The 17,376-nt window shown below is 29.3% G+C and carries 14 protein-coding genes; all 14 read right to left on the bottom strand.

Annotated elements, in window-relative coordinates; genetic code table 11:
- Positions 1-19: 19 nt before the first annotated feature.
- Positions 20-2,221, bottom strand: coding sequence for a primosomal protein N' (gene priA, locus CLPA_RS10225; RefSeq protein ID WP_003442087.1), 2,202 nt, complete (start codon positions 2,219-2,221; stop codon positions 20-22).
- A 69-nt stretch (positions 2,222-2,290) separates the two neighbouring features.
- Positions 2,291-3,478 carry a bifunctional phosphopantothenoylcysteine decarboxylase/phosphopantothenate--cysteine ligase CoaBC gene (coaBC, locus tag CLPA_RS10230; protein WP_003442085.1) on the bottom strand — a complete coding sequence of 396 codons (1,188 nt, stop codon included), beginning with the start codon at positions 3,476-3,478 and terminating at the stop codon, positions 2,291-2,293.
- A 1-nt stretch (position 3,479) separates the two neighbouring features.
- Positions 3,480-3,698: a DNA-directed RNA polymerase subunit omega gene (gene rpoZ, locus CLPA_RS10235; protein ID WP_003442083.1), complete on the bottom strand. Its 219-nt coding sequence runs from the start codon at positions 3,696-3,698 to the stop codon at positions 3,480-3,482.
- Positions 3,679-4,311, bottom strand: a complete 633-nt coding sequence (gmk, locus tag CLPA_RS10240; protein ID WP_003442080.1) for a guanylate kinase — start codon at positions 4,309-4,311, stop codon at positions 3,679-3,681. The genes rpoZ and gmk overlap by 20 nt, the downstream gene beginning before the upstream one ends.
- Positions 4,311-4,583 carry an extracellular matrix/biofilm regulator RemA gene (remA, locus tag CLPA_RS10245; RefSeq protein WP_003442079.1) on the bottom strand — a complete coding sequence of 91 codons (273 nt, stop codon included), beginning with the start codon at positions 4,581-4,583 and terminating at the stop codon, positions 4,311-4,313. Before remA ends, gmk begins: the two co-directional genes overlap by 1 nt.
- Positions 4,584-4,600: 17 nt before the next feature.
- A complete protein-coding gene (locus tag CLPA_RS10250; protein ID WP_003442074.1) occupies positions 4,601-5,479 on the bottom strand; it encodes a YicC/YloC family endoribonuclease in 879 nt (292 codons plus the stop codon).
- Positions 5,480-5,619: 140 nt separating this feature from the next.
- A complete protein-coding gene (locus tag CLPA_RS10255) occupies positions 5,620-6,777 on the bottom strand; it encodes an aminotransferase class I/II-fold pyridoxal phosphate-dependent enzyme (RefSeq protein WP_003442073.1) in 1,158 nt (385 codons plus the stop codon).
- A gap of 147 nt (positions 6,778-6,924) precedes the next feature.
- Positions 6,925-8,403, bottom strand: a complete 1,479-nt coding sequence (gene spoIVA, locus CLPA_RS10260; protein ID WP_003442071.1) for a stage IV sporulation protein A — start codon at positions 8,401-8,403, stop codon at positions 6,925-6,927.
- A 235-nt stretch (positions 8,404-8,638) separates the two neighbouring features.
- Positions 8,639-9,634: an NAD(P)H-dependent glycerol-3-phosphate dehydrogenase gene (locus tag CLPA_RS10265; protein WP_003442070.1), complete on the bottom strand. Its 996-nt coding sequence runs from the start codon at positions 9,632-9,634 to the stop codon at positions 8,639-8,641.
- Position 9,635: 1 nt separating this feature from the next.
- A complete protein-coding gene (gene der, locus CLPA_RS10270; RefSeq protein WP_003442068.1) occupies positions 9,636-10,952 on the bottom strand; it encodes a ribosome biogenesis GTPase Der in 1,317 nt (438 codons plus the stop codon).
- Positions 10,937-12,271 (bottom strand): radical SAM protein, encoded by a 1,335-nt coding sequence (locus CLPA_RS10275; RefSeq protein ID WP_003442066.1) that lies wholly within the window; start codon positions 12,269-12,271, stop codon positions 10,937-10,939. The genes der and CLPA_RS10275 overlap by 16 nt, the downstream gene beginning before the upstream one ends.
- A gap of 751 nt (positions 12,272-13,022) precedes the next feature.
- Complete coding sequence (srtB, locus tag CLPA_RS10280) at positions 13,023-13,727, bottom strand: class B sortase (RefSeq protein ID WP_003442064.1); 705 nt, start codon at positions 13,725-13,727, stop codon at positions 13,023-13,025.
- The gene (locus CLPA_RS10285; protein WP_003442030.1) at positions 13,724-14,887 is read right to left on the bottom strand and encodes a YibE/F family protein; all 1,164 of its coding nucleotides are present in this window, start codon (positions 14,885-14,887) and stop codon (positions 13,724-13,726) included. Before CLPA_RS10285 ends, srtB begins: the two co-directional genes overlap by 4 nt.
- 87 nt (positions 14,888-14,974) lie before the next feature.
- Positions 14,975-17,167: a purple acid phosphatase family protein gene (locus tag CLPA_RS10290; RefSeq protein WP_003442027.1), complete on the bottom strand. Its 2,193-nt coding sequence runs from the start codon at positions 17,165-17,167 to the stop codon at positions 14,975-14,977.
- Positions 17,168-17,376 lie beyond the last annotated feature (209 nt).

Consider the following 17,376-nt stretch of genomic DNA (forward strand, 5'->3'; position numbering starts at 1 on the left):
TTAAACCATTCTTACTATATTACAATAAACTAATAGGATTTATGTCTACACTAATCCTTATATCATTATAATCATTTTTAATGCATTCATAAAGAAATTTTTTCATATAAGCTGCAAACTCATGGTTTATTTTACCCTTTAAGATTATCTGCCATCTAAACATTTCCTTTATTTTAGATATAACACAGGGACATGGTCCTAACATCTTTATATTACTATATTCTTTTATAATATTTTTTAATAACAAACTAATATTCTGTGTACTTTTTATTAATAAATCTTCATTTTTACTACTTATATTGATTAAAAATATATCACTAAAGGGTGGATACTCCATAGATTTTCTTATTTTTATTTCTTCTTCATAAAATCCCAAATAGTCATTATTGGCAGCTGCTATTATAGCATTACTCTCACTATTATAAGTTTGTATTATAACTCTTCCTTCTTTTAAGCCTCTACCTGCCCTTCCTGAAACTTGATTAATAAGTTGAAAGGTTCTTTCATTGGCCCTATAATCTGGCAAATTTAAAGATAAATCTGCAGCAATAACTCCAACTAAAGTAACATTTTTAAAATCAAGTCCCTTTGCCACCATTTGGGTTCCTATAAGTATATCAGCTTCTCCTGCCTTAAACTTATTATATATTATTTCATAGGCATTTTTGCGCCTTGTAGTATCATAATCCATTCTCAATGTTTTGGCTCCAGTAAAAATTTTATTTATTTCTTTTTCTATTTTTTCTGTTCCAACTCCAAAGTATTTTACGTACTTACTTCCGCATTTAGGACAAATTGAAGTCAAATTTTTAGTATTGCCGCAATAATGGCAAATTAATTTATTAATTCCACTATGATAAGTAAGTGATATATCACAATGTTCACATTTAAAAACATAACCGCATTTTCTACAGGAAACAAAAGTAGAATGGCCTCTTCTATTTAAAAAAAGTATAATTTGATCTCCCTTGCTTAAAGTCCTATGAATTTCATTTAAAAGAAGTCCACTAAACATAGATTTGTTATTTAAAGCCAGTTCTTCCTTCATATCTACAATACTTATCTTAGGAAATTTAGCTCCATCAGCTCTTTTAGAAATAGTTATTATTTCCATTTCCTTATTGGTACATTTATAATAGGTCTCTAGTGAAGGTGTAGCAGAACCCAATACTAATTTGCAATTTTCTAAATTACTTTTAATTATACCTACTTCTACAGCGGTGTACTTAGGTGTTATTTCTGATTTATAGCTGGTTTCATGTTCTTCATCTATTATTATCATCCCTAAATTGGAAAAGGGTAAAAATATTGCCGACCTAGCTCCTACAGCTATCTTTACTTTATTAGTTTTTACTCTAATCCATTCATCATATCTTTCTCCATCAGAAAGTCCACTATGAAATACAGCTATTTTATCCCCAAATCTTCCCTTAAACCGTTCTACAGTTTGTGGTGTTAGAGCAATCTCTGGAACTAAAACAATAGAATCTTTTCCCTGCTTCATCATTATGTTTACAAGATTCATATATATTTCTGTTTTACCACTACCTGTCACACCATGTATTAAAAATTTATTTTTATTACTATTTATTATTTTATTTACTGCAAATTGCTGATTTTCATTTAATTTTTTTTCGCAATATTTTTTATATTTTTTTTGATTATATCTATCAATTATCTTCTTATCTGCACTTAAAAAATCATGTTTTATCAATGTATTTATAGAAGATAGTGACAATTTAAAATTTTTACTCAATTCACTTTTGCTATATTTCCCATTATTATTTTCTACTGCAAAAAATATATTACTATAGGGTTCTCGATTATATTTATCCGTTAATCTGTTTTTTATGAAAATTTTATTACTTGTTTTTTGCTTCATGCCTCTATTAATAGCTGTAGGTATAATTAATTTTATACAATCCAAATAGGTACATATATATTTTTTTCTCATTAAATTTATAAGTTCTATATCTTTTTCTCTAAGAACTGTAAAATCATCACAAATACTATCTATATTCTTTATATTATATGTACTTTCGTATGTTTCATAAAGCTCAATTATAAATCCAAATACCATTTTATTTCCTCTACCAAAAGGTACTTTTACTCTCTGACCTATTCTTATTAAATTCATTAAATTTTTTGGAATTTTATAGGTAAATATTTTATCTACCTCACTAGATTCGTTATTTATCACAACGCCTGCATATTTAAACACTGAATCACCCTTTTTATAACAAATAGAAAAAAGCGATTAAACTCGCTTTTCTGTATTAAAAAAGCGCTTTTAGCGCTTTTCCTCTAGCAAATCAAACATTTTTCTTGCTATATTCCTTTTAGACATTTTATCCAAATTATATACTTCTCCAGTATTACTTATAATGGTAACCAAATTATCATCACTAGAAAATCCTGTATCTTTTAAGGTTATATCATTTGCAATTATGTAATTCAAATTTTTTTTATATATTTTAGATTTAGCATTTTCTATTAAATCATTACTTTCTGCTGCAAAGCCAATTAAAATTTGATTTTTCTTTTTATCTCCTAAAACTTTAAGAATATCATTATCTCGTGTAAATGTAATGTTTAAATCTCCATCCGCCTTTTTTATTTTTTTTTCTGAATAGTTTTTTACTTTATAGTCTGCGACAGCTGCAGATTTTATTACAATGTCACTATCATTATAATATTCTAAAACTTTGTTATACATATCTTCATTGGTATCTACATCAATTATTTTTACGCCATAAGGTTTCTCTAATGAAGAAGGTCCTGAAATAAGAGTTACTTCTGCTCCCCTATCTCTAGCCTCTTCTGCGATGGCATACCCCATTTTCCCAGAAGACTTATTAGTAATGTATCTTACAGGATCTATATATGAAACAGTTGGACCGGCAGTAACTAGAACTTTCTTACCGATTAAATCTTTTTTATCATATAACATACTTAATGCAACATTTGAAATATACTCAGTATCTGGAAGTTTACCCTCTCCCACATCACCACAAGCCAGTCTTCCACTGCTTGGTAATATAAATTTATAACCAAATCTCTGTAATTTTTGAATATTATCTTGAACTATAGGATTTCTATACATATTTGTATTCATAGCTGGTGCAAATACTACCGGTGCTGTAGTAGCCATTATAGTAGTTGATAACATATCATCAGCTATGCCATTTGCCACTTTTCCAATAATATTAGCCGTAGCAGGAACTATTAGCATTAAATCTGCCTTTTTAGCTAAAGAGATATGTTGAATTTCCCAAGCTCTTGGTTCTTCAAACATATCAGATATGACCATATTCTGACTTAAAGATTGAAAACTTAAAGGTGTTACAAACTCTGTAGCAGATTTAGTCATAATTACATTTACATTTATATCTTTCTTTTTAAGACGACTTACTATATCAAGTGCTTTATAGACTGCTATACCTCCACATATTCCCAAAACTATATTTTTTGAGGACATATTACTTACTTCCTTCTTTTTCAGTATCATATTGGAATTTATCTTGATCCAGTTCATTTATAGCAATTGTAAGTGGTTTATTTGCATCAATATCTACTAATGGCTTAGAACCTGATATTATCTGTCTTGCTCTTTTTGAAGTTATTACAACCACGGAATATCTATCTCCTGCTTTTTTTACTAGATCTACTATTGATGGATTAATCATTGAATTGTTCATGAATCAAATCCTCCTTAGAATTTAATATTTTATCTTTTATTCTGTCAACTCTGCATCTTTCAGCAGCTATTATACTTTCTATTTTATTTACTGCTAAATCTACAGTATCATTTATAACAGCATAATTATATTTTGAAACATAATTTATTTCTCTATAAGCAGCTTTAAATCTGGTTACCAAAGATTCTGCTGTTTCACTGCCTCTTCCTATAATTCTATTTCTAAGTTCCTCCATAGATGGTGGTAATATAAATATAAATACTCCCTCTGGATAGTTATCCTTCACCTTTAATGCTCCTTGAATATCTATCTCTAATATTACATCTTCTCCATTTTCCAGTCTTTCCATAACATTGGATTTTGGTGTACCATAGAAATTTCCATATACCTCTGCATATTCTAAAAAATCACCATTCAAAATCTTGTTTTTAAATTCATCCCTACTTAAAAAATAATAACTCTCGTTTGGTACTTCTCCTTCTCGCGGCTGCCTTGTAGTGGCAGATACTGAAAGCCAAAATCTTTGTCTATTTAACAATTCTTTGCAAAGAGTACCTTTTCCTGCTCCTGAAGGCCCAGATAATACTATTAAAAGTCCTTTGTTCTTTTTCATTATTCTTCAACCTCGTCTATAGCTTCTTCATCTTTAGATGCCAATCTATTAGCCACTGTTTCAGGCTGAACAGCTGAAAGTATAACATGATCACTATCAGTAATTATAACCGCTCTTGTTCTTCTTCCATAAGTTGCATCTATAAGCATTCCTCTATCTCTTGCTTCCTGTATTATCCTTTTAATAGGTGCAGATTCAGGACTTACAATAGCAACCAATCTATTTGCAGAAACTATGTTGCCAAATCCTATATTAATTAATCGTATACCCATTTTTATCCTCCTTGAGATTATTGTATATTTTGCACTTGTTCTCTTATCTTCTCTATCTCATTCTTTATATCCAAAACAAGATGAACTATGTTCACATCATTTGCTTTAGAAGCAATGGTATTCGCTTCTCTATTCATTTCTTGAACTATAAAATCTAATTTTCGTCCTATGGGTTTATCACTTTTTAAACTTTCTTTTAATTGTAAAATGTGACTTTTAAGTCTTACAATTTCTTCATCTATACATGCTTTGTCACTAAAAATTGCTACTTCCATTGCTAATCTATTTTCATCTACGTTATTATCACCCATAAGTTCCTTAATTCTTTCATTGAGCTTTATTCTGTATTGTTCTACTACCACTTTAGATTTTACATCTATACTGTTAACTAGATTATCTATAGTTAAACATTTATATTCTATATCCTCTCTTAATTTTACACCTTCTTTTAATCTCATGGAAACTAAGGCACTTATTGCTTCTTCTAAGGGCATTTGCAATTTATTCCAAACTTCATCAAAATCTTCATCCTTTTGTTCTATGGTTATTACATCTGGAAATTTAGCTATTAATGAAAGTGATAACGGTTCCTTAATCTCATAACGTTCATTCATTTCCCTTAGGCAATTTACAATACTATCACTTAAATTTTTATTTAATACAGCTTTAGAAGATTCTGTTTCTAATACAGTCTGCGTTATATAGATATCTATTTTCCCTCGACTCAATTTCTCTTGTAACTTTTTTCTTATTCTATCTTCAAGAGAAATAAGACTTCTTGGCATCTTTATATTTAAATCAAGATATCTATGATTTACACTTCTTATTTCTATGGTAAAATTTCTATTTTTACATTCATAAAAAGCTCTTCCATATCCTGTCATACTACTTACCATGGTAAATCATCCTTCCATTATTATGCCAACAGTTCATCCTTATTATTATACAAAAACTACAGGCATAAATTCAAGTATTATATTTGACTTTAATGATTATACCACATTTTTTCTAATGCATAATATTTTTTTATATTTATTTATAAATTATATATATCAAATTTATTTAAGCCCTCTTCAATTATAAATTTATCTTTTGTAAGTGCTATCCTAAAATATTCATATCCTAGATTTCCAAAACTATATCCTGGTGTAACAACTATTCCATGCTTCCTTAAAACCTCACTGCAAAACTCATAAGTCGTATAATTTTTGGGTACTTTACACCATATATAAAAAGTTCCCGTGGTTTTAAAGAACTCTATATTTTTATTTTTCAAAATAACCTCTGCAGATTTTCTTCTTTCATCATATATATGTCTAATAGAATTTATATAACCTCGGTCTAAGTTCAATGCTTTAATTGCAGCATATTGTATTGGTTTAAACTGTCCTGAATCCAAATTACTTTTTATAGTTAAAAGTGCCTTTATAACTCCTCTGTTTCCCACTGCATAACCTATTCTAAAACCTGTCATATTATAAGTTTTAGACATAGTTCCAAATTCAATACAATTTTTTTTATCCCTATCATATTGAAGAATACTTATAGGATCTCTATTTTCTTCTATTATTTCGTTATAGGCTGAATCATTGCATAAAACTATATCCCTATCAGCACAAAATTTTACTATATCTTTATAAAACTCTTCATTTGCAACTGCCCCTGTAGGATTATTAGGATAATTTATTATAAAAATTTTCGATTTTAACATATCTCTATCTGAAATGTGATTTAATTCAGGAAGAAATTTATTTTTTTCTTTTAATGGTATTTTATAGGGCACTGCTCCCCAGAGATTTGCAGCAGTTTCGTAAACTGGATAAGATGGATCTGTCATTATAATACCATCACCAAAATTACAAACTGCTGGTATAATATTACTAATCCCTTCCTTTGAACCTATGAGGACTAAAACTTCATCCAAATCTAATTTTACAGAATATGTGTTTTTATAATATTTTATAATCTGCTTTTTTAATTCTTCAAGTCCGTCATAAGGTGGATATTTATTAAAATCTTTTACAGATAGACTATCAACTAATTCTTTCAAAATATCAGGGTGAACTGGAAGATCTGGATCCCCTATACCTAAATCAATTATTTTTTTACCAGACCGTAAAAATTCCTTTTTCTCATCATCTATTTTCTTAAAATGATATTCACCTAGTTTTGCAATTCTATTATTAATTTTCACTTTTTATTCCTCCTAGAATTGTGTCTATCATTTTAATATATTCCTTATTCCTACTAATTGTTACTAAAATAGGTATACAATTATATTGAATTAATCTTCATAAAAAAATAAAACTATACCGCTTTATGTCGGTATAGTTAACTATTATTAAAGAATTATGCAAATAAGTCCTCCGTTACCTTCATTAATTATTTTTTCTAAGGTTTTTTGAATTTTTACTTGAACATCTTCTGGCATTTTAAATAACTTTTTTTGTAATCCTTCTTTTACCACTAAATCAAAAGATTTTCCAAACATATTACTCTCCCATATTTTAGAAGGATCACTTTCAAATTCCTCCAAAAGTGATTTTACCAATTCTTCACTTTCTCTTTCCGTTCCCATTATAGGAGATATTTCCGTTTGAATATCTGCTCTTATGAAATGAAATGATGGTGCACTTGCCTTAAGCTTAACCTCATATCTAGATCCATTTTTAACTATTTTAGGTTCTTCCAATTTCATTTCTGTAAGCTGAGGAGCAACAAGTCCATAGCCTGTTTCTTTTACATCTCTTAATGCATCAGAAATTCTATCATATTCAACCTTTGCTTTGTGATAATCCTTAATAGTATTCAATAGCTGACTTTCTCCTAAAATATCTGTTTCGCAGTATTCACTTAATACTTTATAAAATATACCCTTTTTAGGATTAAGACTAACCCTTGCTACACCACTTCCCATGTCCATCTCATCAATTTGTGAATACTCAAGAAAATCATTTTCCGTAAAACCATTTAATGTTTTACCTATATCTCTTACTTTATTTACATTTTTACATATTTGTCTAACAAGCCCCCAATAGTTATCTTTAAGCCAATGTTTTGATTCCAACTTTTCAATCCACTCTGGCATATCTATGTTTATTTCTTTTATAGGAAACTCTTTTAATACTCTTTTAAATATATTAGTTATATCTACTTCCTTCATATTAAGTACATCCATTATTTGAACTGGAACATCGTATTTATTTTCTAATTCACTAGAAAGTTCCAAAGTTTTAGGATCTGTTGCCTTAGCAGAATTAAGTACAATTATAAAGGGTTTATTTATTGATTTAAGTTCATTTACAACTCTTTCCTCGGCCTCTAAATATTCTTCTCGTGATATATCTGTTATTGTTCCATCTGTAGTTATTACAAGTCCTATGGTTGAATGTTCATTTATTACCTTCTTTGTCCCTATTTCCGCCGCTTCTTCAAAAGGTATTTCATGATCATACCAAGGTGTAGTCACCATTTTATCATTATCCCCTTCTTTATAGCCCAGTGCACCTTTTACTATATATCCAACGCAATCCACCATTCTTACCTTAAATTTTATACCTTCACCTATGCCTATTTCTACAGCTTCATTTGGAATAAATTTAGGTTCTGTGGTATGAATAGATTTTCCTGACCCACTTTGAGGAAGTTCATCTTTAGCTCTTTCTTTTTTATAGGAATTTTCTATGTTCGGAATAACCATAAGATCCATAAAAGTTTTGATAAATGTGGATTTACCTGTTCTTACAGGTCCTACTACACCTACATAAATATCTCCTTGGGTTCTTTCTGCTATATCTTTGTATATATCAAAATTATCCAAAATGTACCCTCCTGTGTCTTAATATTAACAATATATATATATTGTCTTGTAATATTAAATATACCTAATTTATATTTAATAAAATTTTTCTTGTAATATTATTTATATAAAAATGCTGTCTTGAAAACTATTTATAATTTTCAAGACAGCATTTTTTAATTTAGTATAATTTTATACATAATACTTGTAAGCTCAAATGTTTACATAAGAGCATTTAAAATAATCTTACAGAAACTCAGTGCATTTCATGTTTTTTATCTCTCTCCATAAGTTCTTTTACCGCTGTTTTTACCTCTTTATTTTTAAACAATACTTTGTACAGCATATCTGTTATAGGCATATTTACTAAAAGCCTATCTTTCAATTCATAAAAGGCCTCGCAGGCTTTAATCCCCTCTACCACCATACCAATCCTTTTACAAGCTTCTTCCCTCAGAACACCTTCTCCAATTAGAATTCCAGCTCTTCTATTTCTACTGTGCAAACTTGTGCAAGTTACAATTAAATCTCCCATACCAGTAAGTCCATAAAAAGTTTCCCTTCTACCTCCAAGCAATGTTCCAACTCTCACTATTTCACTCATACCTCTAGTCATAAGAGCAGCTTTGGTATTATCACCGTAACCTAATCCATCACAAATTCCACAAGCTAGTGCAATTATATTTTTAACTGCACCTCCTATTTCAACTCCAATTATATCATCATTTGTATATACTCTAAAAGTATTAGTCATAAAGAGGTCCTGAACCTTAAAAGCATACTCCATATTTTCAGAGCTAACCACAACTGTGGTAGGCAAATTTTTGGCTACCTCCTCTGCATGGCTTGGTCCAGATAATATTACTACTGGATTCAAAGGCAATTCTTCTTTAATTACCTTTGAAAGTCTCATTTTAGACTGTTCTTCTATTCCTTTTGCAATACTGACTATGACCTGTTGCCTATGAACGTTACTACAAATGAGCTTACATATATCTCTTATTGCATAAGAAGGAACAGCCAAAATTATATAATCACCTTTTTCTATTGCATCTTCTATCTTATTTGTAGCCAAAATTCCATCTGGAATTTTGGCAAAAGGCAAATATCTTTTATTTAGCCTATTATTATTTATATCCTCTACCACACTAGAATTTCTATCCCATATGACAACTTTGTGTCCCTTATTAGCTAATAGTATACCCAATGCTGTTCCAAAACTTCCACCTCCGATGAAAGTTACATTTTTCATATCATTCCTTCCTTTCTCTGAAAATAACTTTAATACCAGTTCCTGCAAAATTAAAACTTTCTCTTAATTTATTTTCTAAATATCTCTCATAAGAAAAATGAATGGCATTTGTATCATTTACAAAAAAGATAAAAGTAGGTGGTTTTATAGATACCTGAGTTACATAGTAAATTTTAAGTCTTTTTAGAGCTACTACAGGAGGTTCTTTCATAAGAACAGCTTTACTAACTATATCATTTAACACTCCTGTAGATATTCTTCTGCAGTAATTATTATAGCATTTTTTAACTTCCTCTAGCACCTTATTGACTCTTTGGCCAGTTTTTGCAGAAATGAACATATACTGAGCATAAGGCATAAATGATAATTTATATTGTATATTTTTCTTAAATACATTCATAGTTTTATCGTCTTTTTCTATAAGATCCCATTTATTTACGATCACCATTATTGCCTTGTTCAACTCGTGAGCATATCCAATAATTTTTTCATCTTGATCACTCAGTTGTTCTGTTGCATCTAATATAAGTATACACACATCAGCTCTTTCTATGGCTGCTAATGTTCTTATAACACTATATCTTTCAATCTCTTCTTTCACTTTACTTTTTCTTCTAAGACCAGCTGTATCTATTAAAACAAATTTTCCCTCTTCTGTTTCAAGATAGCTGTCTACAGCATCTCTGGTAGTACCTGGTATATCACTTACTATAACCCTGTCTTCACCAAGCAATTTGTTAATTAATGAAGATTTACCTACATTTGGTCTTCCTACTACTGCAATTTTAATGTACTCATCGTCCTCAGAACCATTATCTAATTCTTTAAAATTGCCTACAATTTTATCCAGCATATCACCCAGACCTAATCCTTGGGATGCTGAAATTGTCACGGGATCCCCAATACCTAAATTATAGAATTCAAAAGAATTTTGCTCATCTGCTAATTTATCTATTTTATTTACTACAAGAACAATTGGTTTTTTAGATTTTCTAAGCATTAAGGCCACTTCATTATCTGCATCTGTAAGCCCCTGTTTTCCATCTACCAAGAATACAATTACATCTGCAGTCTCTATAGCCATTTGAGCTTGCCTTCTCATTTGTGCCAATATAATATCACTGCTTTCCGGTTCTATACCTCCAGTATCTATTATTGTAAATAAATTATTAAGCCATTCTGCCTCTGCATAGATTCTATCTCTAGTTACTCCTGGTGTATCTTCTACAATTGCAATTCTTTTTCCTGCTAATTTATTAAATAAAGTTGATTTTCCTACATTTGGTCTTCCTACTATTGCAACTATTGGTTTTGACATATACTATTCCTCCCTGCATATTCATTTATAATTTTTATTAAATCTTCTCCTGTATACTCGCAAACTAAAACTTTAGTATTTAAAGCTTTTTGAATATCTTCAATCATCCTATCATCTAAAAACATTTCAGTATCAACTTTAAGCATATTTCTAGGTATTATAATATATTCTGCATATCTAGTCTGTTGAAGTTGATTTATAATATCTTTACCTGTTATAAGACCTGCTACAGTTATGCTGTGTCCAAAACAATCATTTAATATCTTTACAGTATTTATATTGAGATTTCTATTTACAGAGGATATTTTATCTGCAGCTGATTTTATTTCTTCAAAGGCTGAACTGCCCGTTACAAAGGTAAAGTTTCCCTTGACCTCCATTTTTAAATCCTTTAGAGTACTTTTTATATTTTCTCTAAAAATTCTAATCATACCTATACCGTCTTCTAACTGATCAAACTCTTCATAGAATTCTTTTTCTGGTACTTCTATCTCTGCCAAAACATAAAATTCATCAGAAAGTCTTACAAAGGGAAAGCCTATTTCTTTCATAAACTTCCTTTGAATTTGTTCTACCAGGTTAATTTCCTCTTTTGCCATACTTTTATTATAGGTTTTTAAATTAAATAGTCCTTCCCTGTATTTAGTTACTCCCACAGGTACTCCTGCAACATTTTTCACGTTAGGATAAAACTTGTATAAATCCATTATAGTTTTTCTTAATTCTTCACCATTATTTACATCTGGACAAAGGACCACTTGGCAATTCATAGCAATACCGCCTTCTGACAATCTCTTAATTCTATCCATAATATTGCCTGCAAATCTATTAGTAAGCATTTTCATTCTGAGTTCAGGATTGGTAGTCTGAACTGATATGTTTATTGGACTTATCTTATATTCTATTATTCTGTCAATATCTTCATCTTTCATGTTTGTAAGAGTAACAAAATTTCCTTGAAGAAATGATAATCTAGAATCATCATCTTTAAAATACAAGGATTTTCGCATACCCTTAGGAAGCTGATCTATAAAACAAAATATGCATTTATTTTTGCAGCTTTGAGCGTTATCCATTATTCCATTTTTAAATTCCACGCCTAGCTTCTCATCAAATTCTTTTTCTACTTCTAGTTCCCAAACTTCCTCATTATCTTTCTTCTCTATTTCAATAACTACATAATCATCTGCCATTAAAAATCTATAATCAATTATATCTTTTACCTTTTTGCCATTTATACTTATAATCTTATCTCCCACTTCAACGCCTAACTCTTCAGCAATACTTCCATTGTAAACCTTTGAAATTTCATTTTGCATATACTTTTAATCTCTCCCAAATCAATGCCTGTAATAATTAAGTTTATTAGATAACCATTTCATATAGTGCATTCACATATTAAGTACAGTGTTTATTTAAAATTAAAAATTCTAATTTCACATAGTACATAAACAGAATTCTTTGTTTCAAGTGGAATTTTTTTCTCCATCTAAAACTTAGAAGTCGTTATCCAGGGACATATCAGCCGTTATCTCCCACTGTACAGAGTGCCATGGGAGTATTACGGATGGTAGTCATCGGATAAATTAAATACAAAATTATATTTACCTATTACCTATCTTAACATACCTTAAGTTATATTACCTTAATAGAAAACTTTAGTCAAGAAATAGACAATTTATTCAAAACTTTAACGCTTAAATTTCAGTAAGGACTTTGTTTTTTATTAAATTTAACTTGACTAACTTGGCGTAAGTCTCCCATGCACTCTGTACAGCCCTCTCACCAAATTAAAATTTGGGCTCTCTGCTTTTCTTCAAGTGGGAGTTCGACGCCAAGTAAGCCATGCATTTGCAGTTCTAAAATTCAGATGGGGCAAAAGAATCCCCACCTGAATTAAGAACTTGCTTCAATTATAGATCTTATCTGTCATAAAAAAAACAATCTATATAACTTCCATTAGAAACTCATTTATGGATAGATATACAGACTAATTTTTAATATAAAATTAATTTATTCAATTATATATTTTTTCTCTAGAGTGTACAGGCTATATTTTATAGTATATTCTCATTTCAACATTGCACACACTATAGTTCTAGCATCTTTAAATTCATAACTACAAGTATATAGGGTTATAATATTATTATAATTGTTTCCTTTAATATCTTTATTATACATAGATTTTTCTTTTAAATAATCAATATATTTCTTATAATCTTCATTGGAATTAAAATTAGTTCTCAGCCCTGTATAATCTCCATCTTCTACAAAAACAGAAAAAATTTCATAATTATAATCCTTATTATCTTTTGTAATTTTTATAGTCCCATTATTGAAGTTTTCCTGTTTTTTAAAATCATTTATTTTATTAAACATAGTGCCATTTTTCATATTATGACCATAAATAATTATATTTTTATCTGAATTAATATTATTTTTATAATCAATAAAAACAGTTCCTGATGCACTCTTTTCTCTATAAAAATTATTATGGAGATAAAATTTATTATCTTTTCCTTGAACCACTGGATAGTTTATATCTGAACTAGGAATGTTAATCCAAAATTTATAGTCTGAATTAATCTGTTTTAATTTTTCTTCATTAGAGTCCTCTTTAACATTCTGTTGTATATTTGGTTTTAAAATCTGAACTTTAGAATAATTTTTACCATCTCTATAATACTCTAAATATTTATATCCTATTTTAAATGCACAAATTAAAATTATTATAATTAAAATTATATTTATAAAAATTTTCATATTTTTCTTCATAATTTTCCTCTATATAAACCTTTTGTTGATTTACTAGTTAGTAATTTTGATGTTATAATAGATACTATAGGTACCGTTAAAATAACTCCAATACTTCCTGATATTCCCTGCATGATCTCTATACCAACAGAGTACATATTCACCACTTGATTATATCTCATACTATAAGAATATATTAAAATTAAGGTGTTAATAGCTCCTCCTGTAAAAGCCAGTATAAGTGTATTTGACATAGTACCCATCATATCTCTTCCAACATTTATCCCAGAAAGGAACAGCTCCTTATTACTCAAATCAGGATTTTTATCATAAATTTCATTTATTGTAGATGCTACAGACATACTAACATCTATTACTGCTCCTAAAGATGCTATAAGTATTCCAGCAAACAAAATTCCACCTACACTTAAATTTGTTTTAGTTGATATAAATATTAATTCTTCAACTTCTGATACATTATATCCTGATATCTTTGCAAAATATCCAAATGCAGTGGCAGTTCCTCCTGCAATAATTACTCCTATAACAGTTCCTAAAACAGATGATATTGCTTTTATACTTAATCCATCTATTAAATACATTGTAACTATAGTAGTTAAAATACCCACAATAACTGCTGCTAAAAATGGAGAATATCCCTTATATATCATGGGAATAAACAAAAATATAATGCAAATAAATGTAAATATAAGTCCTATTGCCGATTTAAATCCCTTCTTGCCCCCAATTGCCCATAATATCAGAAGAAACAACGCTACAAAAGCATATATAATTGGTTCTCTATTATAACTATAAACAGAGGCTACGTAATTATTACCTGATGTACTTAATGACACAATAACCTTCATATTTTCCTTGCAATCTGCACCATAGAGATATCCTGAAAAACTATTGGCATTTAATAATTTTCCTTTTTGGCTTCCACTTAACATTCTAACTCTTACTTGTTGGTTTCCAACACGTGAACCATCTTCTTGTATATTATCTTTTACAACCTCTTCAACTACAGCTTTTGAAAACTCAGTACCTTTTTGATTAACTAATTCAACTTTATCTACTTGATTAAAAAAGTACAGAAATATAAAAAAACCCAGTGTTAATACAGCTATAATTATTCTTCTAATATTAATCAATTTATTATTAAATAGTTTTAAAAACATAGTCCACATCCTCCGAGTTTATATTGAAATTACAGGAGTACCTAAATACTCCTGTAATTTCCAATTACCTATTAACTTTAAAATAATTTACTTTGCTTCCTTAAATTTTTTCTTTCTGTTTACATAAACTAATGCCGCAGCAGAAACGCCTGCTATAGCTATAATAGGATAGGCATTAAAATCATCACCTGTTTTAACTTTACCTGAAGTTGTTGTTGATACTGAATCATTATCATTGTTAGATGCTGTTGAATCATTATTATTAGGTGTTGTTGAATTATTATTAGATGTTGTTTGTTGATTTCCTGGTGTTTCTGTATTTTGTTTAACAACTTTCTTTGATTTAAAGCCTTTTATTTCTTCATTTAATGCATCAACTGCTTTATCCACTGTTGATTGAGTAGCATCATCTGATTCAACAGTAGCTTTTGCTGAAGCAACTGCTGATTGAAGTTTTTCTTTTGCTTCTGATGGATATTGGCCTTCCTCATTTCCTACAACTGAACTATCTAATAAAGCTTGTGCATCATCTATTGACTTTTTAAGTTCTGTTTTATCACCCTTATCTTCAAGACCATTAATACCCTCTTTTAAATTAGTATAGGCATCAGCAATTTCTTGTGAATTAGCAGATGGTTTGCTTGAAACTGCCTTTGCAGCTGCTAATGCTTTTTCTAATTTATTAAAGCTTGAAGGAGTAAAAGTCTCTTTGGATTTTTCTTCTCCAGCAGAAATTAATTCATTTAAACTTGATTTATCAATAGATTTTATAATTGAAAAAGTATTGTCAATTTTTTGTCCATTATCTGTTCTGTATGTATTTATTGTAAAACTTACTTCGTCAATATCAATAGTAGAATAAGTTGGAATATCTTCTTGCCATCTAGTAGCTATATAAGATTGTTTCGTATTTATTAAATTATAGTATTTACTACCTGATGCTGAGTTAGCAGTCATATATAATATACCACTTGGATCTACTACGTTTCCATTTTTATAAGTAATATCTTCTTTAACTTGTTGAATTGCCTCAGGATCATCAATATTATTTAAATAATCTTTATATTGTTGAGTTGTTTCTTCTCCTGCCAACTCCTTTGCATATTGCTCCTCATAAGTATCTTCATCATCCATCATTTTACCATCATTTACTCCGCCCTTTAACATAAAAGACCTTGAATAAGTATGATCATGTCCTGTTAAAACAACATCGATTTTATTTTCTTCAAATATATGAGCTAATTTATATCTCAATTCAATTACTGACAACTCATTGGAATGTGAATCACCAGATCCATATATATCATGATGTATTGTTACTATACGCCATTTTGCATTTGGATTTTCACTAATAGCTTTTTTAATAACTTGTTCATGCTCTGCTTCATTTGTATTATTAGTATTTAAAGTTATAAATAATGTATTACCGTAGGAATAGTAATAATCTCCCCCTGCTGCTGTTGCTCCCAAAGTTGAAGCATTTGGATTATTAAAATGATATGAATAGTTTGGACTTTTTGAATCATGATTACCAATTGTTGTGGCAACAGGTAGTGATTTTAGTGCATCTGGACTTAAATATCCTGCATATTCAATATTCTGCTCATCACTTTTAGGACTTGAAGTTTGAATTTGATCTCCTGCTGAAAGCATGAAGCTTACATTTGGATGTGATTTTAAGGCTGTATTTATGGTATTGTTCCAGTTAAAACTATCATTTCTTACTGCGGCATCTTGACCCTGAGTTGTATCAGCACCTTTAGCAATATTGCTACTTGAAGAACCTATTTGTGGATCACCTACATATAGGAAACTGAAACTCTTTGTGCTTTGTGTTTTGTAAGGAGTAGCAACACTCCAGACACCATTTACTTGATAACTATAGTAATATTTAGTATTTTCTTCAAGTCCTGTAGCAGTAGCTTTATTACTCTTGTATCCTGTAACAGCATTTTCAGTTTTTACATTTAATTCCTTTGCATCACTAAGATCTTGTTTTTTGCCAATTTTAAATTTTGAATTTGGTTCAGCATTCTTTGAATACCAAGCAAAATTTAATTCAGAAGCATTTCTTCCTGGTGTCAACGAAATTTCTGTGGGATTGTTTTTTACTGTTTCCCAGGTTTTTACCCATTTATCCCAAGCTCCATTTTTAGCTGCATCTGTATACTTAGCCTCATTCCATCCATCTTCACTTCCTGCAAATGCAGTAATACCTGTTGTAAACAACATAGTAGTTGTCAATACTAAAACTACTATTTTTTTCACTCTTTTTATCATATTTGTGAATCCCCCTCATTAATTATTATCAATATAAGTATAAAGGATAAAGTAACTTACAAAAACAATTATTAAGTGCTATTTACAATAAAGACTTATGTTTTAACTTTATTTAACATTAACTTAATATTAGGAGAAACAAAAAAGCCGTCTTATAATATATTTCTATACATTATAAGACGGCATCTATAATAAAAAATAAATTCACC

The sequence above is a fragment of the Clostridium pasteurianum DSM 525 = ATCC 6013 genome (genome assembly GCF_000807255.1).
Lineage (GTDB): Bacteria > Bacillota > Clostridia > Clostridiales > Clostridiaceae > Clostridium_I > Clostridium_I pasteurianum.

Coding starts and splice junctions, on each gene's coding strand:
- coaBC (WP_003442085.1), bottom strand. CDS start 3,478: ATGTCCTCAAAAAATATAGTTTTGGGAATATGTGGAGGTATAGCAGTC.
- rpoZ (WP_003442083.1), bottom strand. CDS start 3,698: ATGAACAATTCAATGATTAATCCATCAATAGTAGATCTAGTAAAAAAA.
- gmk (WP_003442080.1), bottom strand. CDS start 4,311: ATGAAAAAGAACAAAGGACTTTTAATAGTATTATCTGGGCCTTCAGGA.
- remA (WP_003442079.1), bottom strand. CDS start 4,583: ATGGGTATACGATTAATTAATATAGGATTTGGCAACATAGTTTCTGCA.
- CLPA_RS10250 (WP_003442074.1), bottom strand. CDS start 5,479: ATGGTAAGTAGTATGACAGGATATGGAAGAGCTTTTTATGAATGTAAA.
- CLPA_RS10265 (WP_003442070.1), bottom strand. CDS start 9,634: ATGAAAAATGTAACTTTCATCGGAGGTGGAAGTTTTGGAACAGCATTG.
- der (WP_003442068.1), bottom strand. CDS start 10,952: ATGTCAAAACCAATAGTTGCAATAGTAGGAAGACCAAATGTAGGAAAA.
- CLPA_RS10275 (WP_003442066.1), bottom strand. CDS start 12,271: ATGCAAAATGAAATTTCAAAGGTTTACAATGGAAGTATTGCTGAAGAG.
- srtB (WP_003442064.1), bottom strand. CDS start 13,727: ATGAAGAAAAATATGAAAATTTTTATAAATATAATTTTAATTATAATA.
- CLPA_RS10285 (WP_003442030.1), bottom strand. CDS start 14,887: ATGTTTTTAAAACTATTTAATAATAAATTGATTAATATTAGAAGAATA.
- CLPA_RS10290 (WP_003442027.1), bottom strand. CDS start 17,167: ATGATAAAAAGAGTGAAAAAAATAGTAGTTTTAGTATTGACAACTACT.